Annotated in this window: 14 protein-coding genes; all 14 read right to left on the bottom strand. The window is 45.1% G+C overall.

The window, feature by feature from the left end; all coding sequences use genetic code 11:
- Window positions 1-446: 50S ribosomal protein L30 (locus ACP5KC_RS07405; RefSeq protein ID WP_428287123.1), on the bottom strand; the 446-nt coding region annotated here is incomplete at its 3' end.
- Window positions 447-451: 5 nt separating this feature from the next.
- Complete coding sequence (locus ACP5KC_RS07400; RefSeq protein ID WP_273434507.1) at window positions 452-1,063, bottom strand: 30S ribosomal protein S5; 612 nt, start codon at window positions 1,061-1,063, stop codon at window positions 452-454.
- Between the two features lie 32 nt (window positions 1,064-1,095).
- Complete coding sequence (locus ACP5KC_RS07395) at window positions 1,096-1,701, bottom strand: 50S ribosomal protein L18 (protein WP_052883368.1); 606 nt, start codon at window positions 1,699-1,701, stop codon at window positions 1,096-1,098.
- On the bottom strand, window positions 1,694-2,137 hold the full coding sequence (locus ACP5KC_RS07390; RefSeq protein WP_052883367.1) for a 50S ribosomal protein L19e: 444 nt from the start codon (window positions 2,135-2,137) through the stop codon (window positions 1,694-1,696). Before ACP5KC_RS07390 ends, ACP5KC_RS07395 begins: the two co-directional genes overlap by 8 nt.
- On the bottom strand, window positions 2,137-2,592 hold the full coding sequence (locus tag ACP5KC_RS07385) for a 50S ribosomal protein L32e (protein WP_424738746.1): 456 nt from the start codon (window positions 2,590-2,592) through the stop codon (window positions 2,137-2,139). Before ACP5KC_RS07385 ends, ACP5KC_RS07390 begins: the two co-directional genes overlap by 1 nt.
- A gap of 14 nt (window positions 2,593-2,606) precedes the next feature.
- Window positions 2,607-2,996: a 30S ribosomal protein S8 gene (locus ACP5KC_RS07380; protein WP_191118598.1), complete on the bottom strand. Its 390-nt coding sequence runs from the start codon at window positions 2,994-2,996 to the stop codon at window positions 2,607-2,609.
- A 12-nt stretch (window positions 2,997-3,008) separates the two neighbouring features.
- Window positions 3,009-3,179, bottom strand: a complete 171-nt coding sequence (locus ACP5KC_RS07375) for a 30S ribosomal protein S14 (RefSeq protein ID WP_236944945.1) — start codon at window positions 3,177-3,179, stop codon at window positions 3,009-3,011.
- On the bottom strand, window positions 3,179-3,724 hold the full coding sequence (locus tag ACP5KC_RS07370) for a 50S ribosomal protein L5 (RefSeq protein ID WP_052883365.1): 546 nt from the start codon (window positions 3,722-3,724) through the stop codon (window positions 3,179-3,181). The genes ACP5KC_RS07375 and ACP5KC_RS07370 overlap by 1 nt, the downstream gene beginning before the upstream one ends.
- A 7-nt stretch (window positions 3,725-3,731) precedes the next feature.
- Window positions 3,732-4,472 carry a 30S ribosomal protein S4e gene (locus ACP5KC_RS07365; RefSeq protein ID WP_052883364.1) on the bottom strand — a complete coding sequence of 247 codons (741 nt, stop codon included), beginning with the start codon at window positions 4,470-4,472 and terminating at the stop codon, window positions 3,732-3,734.
- Window positions 4,469-4,852: a 50S ribosomal protein L24 gene (gene rplX / locus ACP5KC_RS07360; protein WP_052883363.1), complete on the bottom strand. Its 384-nt coding sequence runs from the start codon at window positions 4,850-4,852 to the stop codon at window positions 4,469-4,471. The genes ACP5KC_RS07365 and rplX overlap by 4 nt, the downstream gene beginning before the upstream one ends.
- Window positions 4,853-5,030: 178 nt before the next feature.
- A complete protein-coding gene (locus ACP5KC_RS07355) occupies window positions 5,031-5,438 on the bottom strand; it encodes a hypothetical protein (RefSeq protein ID WP_052883362.1) in 408 nt (135 codons plus the stop codon).
- A 105-nt stretch (window positions 5,439-5,543) separates the two neighbouring features.
- Window positions 5,544-6,587, bottom strand: coding sequence for an S-methyl-5-thioribose-1-phosphate isomerase (mtnA, locus tag ACP5KC_RS07350; protein ID WP_052883361.1), 1,044 nt, complete (start codon window positions 6,585-6,587; stop codon window positions 5,544-5,546).
- Window positions 6,588-6,638: 51 nt separating this feature from the next.
- Window positions 6,639-7,235 carry a DUF99 family protein gene (locus ACP5KC_RS07345; RefSeq protein WP_236944886.1) on the bottom strand — a complete coding sequence of 199 codons (597 nt, stop codon included), beginning with the start codon at window positions 7,233-7,235 and terminating at the stop codon, window positions 6,639-6,641.
- A gap of 6 nt (window positions 7,236-7,241) precedes the next feature.
- A partial coding sequence (locus tag ACP5KC_RS07340) for a M24 family metallopeptidase (protein WP_428287122.1) occupies window positions 7,242-8,408 on the bottom strand: 1,167 nt, incomplete at its 5' end.

The raw sequence follows: 8,408 nt of genomic DNA, 5'->3' as shown, positions 1-8,408 counted from the left end.
TTTATCTCTTCCCCCATATAGCCCGTTACTCCCCTGGCTTTGAAATTCTTTTTAATAGTTCCTCGGAAGCCACCTGAGGGTGGATGTAGCCTGAAGACGGGTTTAAGACCTGGTATTTCCTCGAGCTTAACCTTACCCTCTATTAGTGCACTGGCAAGCGTCTCAAAGCTGTCGTAGCCTATTGATTTGAGGTATTCCTCTGTAAGCCTTTTATTGCCTTCGAGTCTTCCGTATTTCTTCAGTAACTGAGCTAGAACCTCGTGGCGGATCTCTCCATACGTAACCACGCTGTTGAGACTTTTTTCAAGCATGCCTCTAATTGAAGGAGTATCCTGGACAAGTGTTGCATGCCATGTTTTGTGAAGCCTTAATAGTTCCAGTGCCTTCTCCTCGTCCGGAGTTCTATCAGGTTTGCCCCTAATTCTCAAGACGAACAGCAGGGTCATTGTATTCACCACATATCAGGGGTGTGAACCTTATAGGTTGCCTTGAGAGCCTCATATACCGCCTTTGCCATGTTGTGAGTTGTTCGCGTCTCGCCGAAGGACCTTGACCATACATCGTTTATACCGGCTAGCCTTAAAACCGTCTTCGCCACGTCAGAGGCAACTATACCTACACCCTTAGGTGCAGGTAATAGCACAACTCTGACACTCCCACTCTTACCCTCAACCTTGAAGGGCACGCTATGGGGCTGACCGCAAAGACACTCCCAGCTCCCACAGCCCCTTCTTACTGGAATTAGGTTGAGCTTGGCCCTTTTTACCGCCTTGTCTATGGCAGTGCCTATATGCTTAGACTTGCCCATTCCAATACCAACATAACCATTCTCGTTTCCCACCGCTACTGTAACCTGGTACTGGCTAACCTCACCCGAGTCTGTCTGGCGTTGGACGAAGTTGACATTGAGTACTTCAAACTTTAGATCAGGTAGTAGAGCGTCAATTATTTCAACTTCCCTTATGGGTAGATTCCTTGAAAAAATCTCATCTATGGATTTTATTTTACCCTCCGCTACGAGTCTTCCAACATGGGTTCGAGGAACCCAACTCCCTAGCGACATAGCATCCACCCTTCCATGCTACCATATGTGCATTAAATACTTTTACCCTCTTTGAACGTCTTCAAGATGCTGTTTTTGATTTCCTCGAAGTGCTCTGGAATGTTCTCAGGTTCGAGGCCTTGGGAGAGGTATTCCGAAAAGCGTGCCTTGTAGAGCTCTGGATTCTTTTCTTTGAGATCTTTGGCATAGCTTGCTATGTGCTCTCCTTTTATACGACTCTCGTCAGGGAAAATTTCGTTGTCTGCGGGGATCTTCAGCCCGCCATCGATCGCTCCCTTCGCGACGGCGAAAACACGCGCACCTTTAACAGGTCTATGTAGTCCTATGTCGAGGACTGCCTCTTTGATGCCTTTTTGCTGGGCCTTTAGGGCCGCAAGGAAACCTAAAAGATAAGCTGCAGGAGTGTTCTTTGAGCCTCCCTTCCACCCGTACCTTAACAGTTCTTTCGAGTGAGATGATACAAGCGTTATATCACCTTTCGGATGCACCTTTACCAGTTGGACGATTATAGTCCTCGACAAGACTCTTACAACCAACCGTGGCTTCTTGGAAAGTATTAACTTTCTACGTTTATAGTAATTTGTAATTCCCAGCCTACGTCTTTTCAATGGTAACCTGTATGTTGAGGTTTTAGGCACTTTCTTTCACCTTTACCAATTTATGCTCAGAAAGGTAGAGCTTAAGATGGGATAGACTCCTGAAAGTTCCACCCTTTACTAGCTTGTAAACCCTCCAAAAACTCTTCCTATCTATTAGTCCTTTAGCTTTTAACGCCTTGAGATACCTTCTCTGCGATCGTACACGCGCTATCCAAACAGCCTTTTCATCTATGCGTGGACCCTTTTTGCTTCCAGGACCCTTTCCTCTTTTCTTTGATTTGCGGATTCTCAAGCGTCCTCTAGAAGGAGTTGATGGCGGTAGAGCCTTTATAACTCCGTCTTTTATTAGCCGACGAACATCTTCTCGAGTTATAGCCGCTGAGACTTCCTCTAACCTCTCTGGGTCAATCCATACCCTGCTTTCCCCTACTTTGAGAACTGAAGCGGCTAACCTTCGAGCCACACTTACATCCATTATTCAACACCTCCTGCGTTGAGTATACGGATTCCCTTCTCTTCAGCCTTTTTAATTATTTCGATTCGTTTACGTCTACCTACTGTGGATGCGATTCTTACAGCTTGGGTACTAGGATCTATCCCTTCGAGTTCCTGAGGATTATGGACTATGACCTCCTTGAAGCCCGAAGGATGAAGGTTCCGTACAGAGAAGGGCCCCCTATATCCGATTTTAACAAGTGGAGGGAAGCCCTTCCTTTGAAGTCTTATTTTGTTGTCTAGACTCCTGCGGGGGCTTCTCCATGAGTCGTCTAGCCTTTTAATTATCCAAGAGTTCATCCTGATGAAACGAGGTCTTTTGGCCGATAGTATCGACCTAAGCTTTAAGCTCTTTATTGTTTCTTTATCTAGCCTTGGTTTAATCCTGGTTTTCTCTTTTTTCTTCTCTTTCCCTTCGACATTTTCACTGCTCATTTTGAACCCACCACCTAATAGACGAAAGCTAATAAGATCCCTCCAAGATTCTTAGCTTGTGCTTCTCGATGACTCATGACGCCGTAGGGTGTGGACACGACGAGAATTCCAATGTCTCTCGAGGGTAAATACTCCTGCTCCCATTTCGTGTACTCGTCCTTTTTAACAGAGAACCTGGGTTTGATTGCTCCACACTTGTTTATACGACCATTGAGTTTAACAATGAACTTTCCTCCGCGACCATCATTAATGTATTCGAAGTCCTCGATATAGCCGTTCTGCTTCAAAACATTTAAAACTCGTGCAATAAGTTTGGATGAAGGATATATAACGCATTCCTTATGACCTCTAGCTTCATTGTTTTGTATTGTTGCAAGAGCATTAGCCAGCGTATCCATTATCATGTGTAATCACCCCTAAGAGTACTTCTTAAAGCCGATTTCTTCTGCTACTTCCCGGAAACAACGTCGACACAGGTTAAGACCGTACATGCGTATCACTGCTTCGTGTGTTCCGCAGCGCACGCACATCCTGCTACCCTTTCCATATTTGCGCTTCTTAGGTGGATGTAGTTTCGCCAATTGCATCACCTCTTTGTTCGTATAACCTGAACGCCTAAAACTTTTTCTAAAAAGGCTATCGTCTCTTCCTTTGTGACGTAATGGTTTCTTCCAATTTTGGATTTCTTTCTTCTTCTCCGCTTTACACGATAACCGGGGCGCTCCATTCCAACAATGACGTCGAATCCGAATATTCCTACTTCAGGATCATACTTCACGCCAGGGACAAGTATGTGCTCTCGAACACCAAAGGCGAAATTACCGTGACGATCAATGCTTGACTCGCTTATCCTGTTCTCAACAGCCGCAAAAGCCTTCTTCAAGAAACTTATCGCTTTTTCACCTCTTAGCGTAACCATCGCGGCTATATTCTCGCCTTTCCTGACACCGAAATCCTTTATGCTTTTTCTGGCCCGACGTAGCGAGGGCTTTTGTCCCGTGAGCTCTTCTAGGAGCTTAGCTGCCTTAGCAAGCCTCTCTCCACCTTCTCCAACTCCTATGTTGACAACTACTTTAGCTATGAAAATCCTGCGCATTGGGTGACCCGTTTCCATAACTGGGACTCCTTTCATCCTCCATTCACCTTATCGTGATCAAAGGCTTGTCTTGACCTACAGGTAGGATGTATTCAAGAATAGTCCTAATTTCTTCCCCATTCTCGCCTTTCAGAACCACTATGGACTTCCTCCTTTTGAACACCTGCTGAATTGTCTGAACCCTGCCGATAAAGCCGGTATGTCTTCCCTCCGTTACAACTGCCATCACACCCTCTTTTAATGGGATATGACTAACTAGAGATTGGTTAGGAACGGTAATCAGGACGGAATCTAGGACCCTCAGGCTTCTAGATTGATCGTTGTTTGCCAGCAAGAGGTTCCTGCCATCGTGAAGTGTGATCTGTATCCCCCCACCTTTTACTGTTTGTTTTCTAATAATCCGGGCCAACTTGTGCCCAGCCTCATCCTTGGAAACCTCAACGAGCTTGAACATGTTTGTCTTATCGGGAACAACCCTATAGTATTTGTCCTCCGGGATAATATGTATCAAATCCATTAATCCTATAGGGAACTTATAATCCGTAACAATCCTCCCATCGACAGATATTTTCCTTTCCCCCAGAACCCTCCTAGCCTCTTTCATTGTAGTTACATAGCCAAGGAAATCCCTCAATACGATTCCCAGAGGAATGCTCTTATTAATAGCATGAGGGCCCGGCTTAGGCTTCACAGTCCAGACATACTCTTTTCTCTTAATTGGCCAAAAAGGCGGTGCAACCGACCTTCTCAAATGTCTCAAGCTACTCTTTATCTTCCTAGTCATGAGCCACCACCAGAGGCACCTTTGCCGAAAAGCTCCTTTCTACGTTTGTCGGACAGGTCAAGCTCGATTATAATGACCTTGGAGGGATGAATAGGAAACGGAACCTCTGTGCCGTCGGCTTTCCGCAGAACCGCGCCCTCGACGTAAATACGTTCTTTTTTTATGTTAACCCGTACAACCTTCCCTTCATGTCCTTTAAAAGACCCACGAACTATCAAAACCCTGTCTCCCTTTCTAACACGTACTCTTCGAACGCCTAGTTTCTCACGTAACTCCTTAGAGAGAGGTGCTATAATACGTTTAGACCGTACATGCAGTGGAGCAGTATAGACTTCTCTCTTCCGCACCTTAGTTGGTTTTGACGAGACTGCACGTTGCATATCAACCCTGCTAGCCTTTGTTTAATTTGTTTATAAACTCTGCGTTAGCAGACCAGTTCGATGCGGGGAGTAAGTACTAATCACTATATAAGATGGAGTGTTAAGGGGGAATGCATGGCTAGAAGTTGATAGCGAGAATTATTCCTGGCTTTTTGGGGGACTGCCCAAATGAATAGCCTTAGGGTTGTGTAACTAGTAATTCCTCGGTTGTGGCTACTTTAGCATGTTTATCCTTTTCTCTGTTCTTGAGGTTATTTTTCCTGACTTCCTGGAGAAATTCTTTGGGAGAGAAGAAGCTTTGAGCCTCGACTTCCACTATGGGGATGATGAGGAATTTGCTATCCGAGACCCACTTATTGGAAAGGATTATCTCGCCTGAAAAATTATTGAAGAGTATATAGACTCCTTGCAATGGCTGGGGGGACTCATAGTAATAAATTACGCTAGGTTCTCCTCCGAGATTAACCGGGACAAAGTATATGTGCATCGACTCTAGCGTGTAGTGGTGAATTAAGGGTAACGGGCTCACGTTTAGGACGTGCACCAGATCTATCAGGCGCTTGAGTCGTATGAGCTTTGCAGACATCGACTTTCATTGTTAAGAATAAGCTGTGGTTAAAAAGACCCACGGTTTTCAGAAAAATAGAAAAGATAACCCTCTTATACTTAAATCTAGATCACAAAACAAAGGTTAAACGCGTTGGAGAGTCCTTGGTATATTTTTCTCGTAAGGAGGATAGATTATACCGGCTTCCGTTATTATCCCGGTTATAAGCTGTGGTGGCGTTAGATCAAAGGCATAGTATATAGCATTTACGCCCTCGGGCGCTATTCTGGTCCCCTTCCAGTATAATACCTCAGACGGGTCGCGTTTTTCGATCTCGAAGTCCGTAGGATCCTTTGACTTTAAGTCCAGGGTACTTGTAGGCGCTGCTACGTAGAACGGAATATTGTGAACACGGGATACTAGTGCTAGAGGATATGTTCCCAGCTTGTTGGCGACCCATCCTATGCGTGTCACCCTGTCTGCTCCAACGATGGCTAGGGAAATCTTTTCCCTCATGGCAAGAATCCCAATGCTATTATCCGTAGCTATGACAACGTCGATTCCTGCCTGGCTAAGTTCCCATGCGGTTAATCTAGCTCCCTGGAGATAGGGACGCGTCTCAAGCGCAATTACCCTTATATTTTTACCTTGCTCTCTAGCAACGTACATCGGAGCTGTAGCGGTACCCCAGTAACTGGTAGCAAGCGATCCAGCATTGCAAACCGTAATAATGGTGTCTCCATCCTCTATTAGCTCCGCTCCTATCTCGCCTATACGTCGGTTGGCCCGCTCATCCTCTTTATGGATGTTTATCGCCTCCTCGATGATTGATCTTCTAGCCTCGTCAATGCTCGAGACCTGGCTTGCCTTACTTAATATTCGCTCCACAGCCCAGAAGAGATTAACAGCTGTAGGACGGGTTTTCTTAACTTCCTCAGCCGCCTGGAATAGCTCACGTTTGAAAGATTCGAGGGACTCTCCCCGCCAGTGGTATGCAAAAAGAGCCAGTGCGTAGCCTGCAGCAACACCTATTGCTGGTGCACCTCGTATTTCCATGTCCTTTATAGCTTTGGCAACCCTTCTCCAGTCAGAGGTCTCGATATAGATGAGCCTATCCGGTAATTCCTTTTGGTTTATTAGTCTCACTATACCGTCTTTCCACTCAATAGTTCTTGGGAGTCTTAGCATTGAGAGATTTTATGAGGCACCAAAATATATTCCTTCAGTTTACGTAAAGATTTATTCGTTTAAAAACGAGGGGTCGTTGGAATTCAAAAACTCGTGAACAGTACGTGCTAGACTCTGAGCTAATCGCAAAGGTTCAGGTATTTTGCCGTGCAGAGTAACCAGGTTTAGTACTTCTCTTGTCTCGCTCTCATCTAGGCCTACTGACCGGACATACACGTAGCTTCTAGTCCTTCGAATATAGACTAGTTTTCTTTCACCAAGTTTATAATACATCTGTAGCCTTTCTTCGTCTCCTGGGAAATAATCTCTCAGATACCGTTCTAAACCCTCAGATTCTTCATAACTGAGGCATAGAACGGGTAAGCTCAGTTCCTCGTAAACGCGATATATGTCAACGATGTTGAACCAACTTATAATGCAACCATTAAGCATTATAAGGTTAAAGTCCCTTCTTCCTGTGCTTTTAACAAGTTGAATTATCTTCTCGGTTGCATCAAGACCACCTACCCTAGTCCATGTTAGATAGAACCCGTCGATTATTCCGTCACGCCTGTACGATACGGCAGCCTGAACAGACTTCTTCTGCCTTTTATTGAAGCACTCGGCAACACCAAGGACTCGAAAAGCTGGTTTGGTCAGATGAATCATATAGCCCTAAATAATGTAATCTTTCGGGAAATAAGTTAAGAGTTCGGTGCCCTCTTCTTTAACTAAAATCATGTCTTCTATACGCACACCGAGATAACCAGCCATGTAGACTCCAGGCTCTACGGTTACGATGTCTCCTACAAGCAACTCAGCCTCAGTCTCAGCATTTAGATAAGGCTCTTCATGTATCTCAATGCCCACACCATGCCCTAAGCCATGATTAAAATAGTTGTGAAGCCCCTCCTCTTTCAAGATCCTATAGGCTTCCATGTGCACTTCTCTAGCCTTCACACCGGCTCGCAAAGCTTCAATTGCCCTCTCCTGAGCTCTAAGGACAGCCCTTATTATCCTTTCCTGTTTAGTAGATACTCTTCCAAAGATCACGGTTCTTGTCATATCGCTACAGTATCCTTGCACACGTGCCCCCAGATCGATTTTAACGACATCACCCTCCTGGAGTTCTCTCCTACTTGGCTTTGCGTGTGGATGAGATGCATGCTCACCAAAGGCGACTATAGGGTCAAAGGAGGGGGTTGCATTATTTCTATGAATGGCATACAGCACCTCTGCTACAACCTCATATTCCGTTACGCCTTTCTCGAGCGCATTAAGAGCCTTAGACATCGCATATTCGCCGATTCTTATAGCCGACTTGATCCGCTCAAGCTCGTCTAAGTCTTTTTGTCTGCGTAGGAGGGAAACCTCTCTTGAAAGATCTTGAAAGCCTGGGCCTATCTTCTCGGTGAGCTTTTGCCTGAGATCAGCGCTACCCCCCACAACGCCTATTCGCTCAGGCGTCATTCCTTCCAATAATTTCTTGATGGATTCGTAGAGATCACCCTGTATAATCTTTTCGTATTCGGCAACCTCAGTAGCTCGGGAAAAGGCATACACCTCTCCTATCAAGTGTTCCTCGACAGCTCTGAGATATTCCAGCCTGCTTGAAATAGAAACAACACGCGAATCCTCGAATATCAAAGTTGCGGAGGGAGCATCTGTCCCAGTGAAGTAAAAGATATTCGCTGGATTAAATACCAAAGCAGCTTTGAGGTTTTTATCGGTGAGAATTTTCAGGAGTTTTTCAACGTGCCTCTTATAAGTTTCCATGGGAGAGCTAAATTTAGACCATAATAAATTGTTTTCCTTTACGTCCACTGGTAGCTCAACCAGATA

Origin of the sequence: Infirmifilum sp. (assembly GCF_049970975.1) — an archaeon.
GTDB lineage: Archaea > Thermoproteota > Thermoprotei > Thermofilales > Thermofilaceae > Thermofilum > Thermofilum uzonense.
The sequence above is the reverse complement of the archived record's forward strand: the minus strand, read 5'-3'. Positions and strand labels throughout refer to the sequence as shown.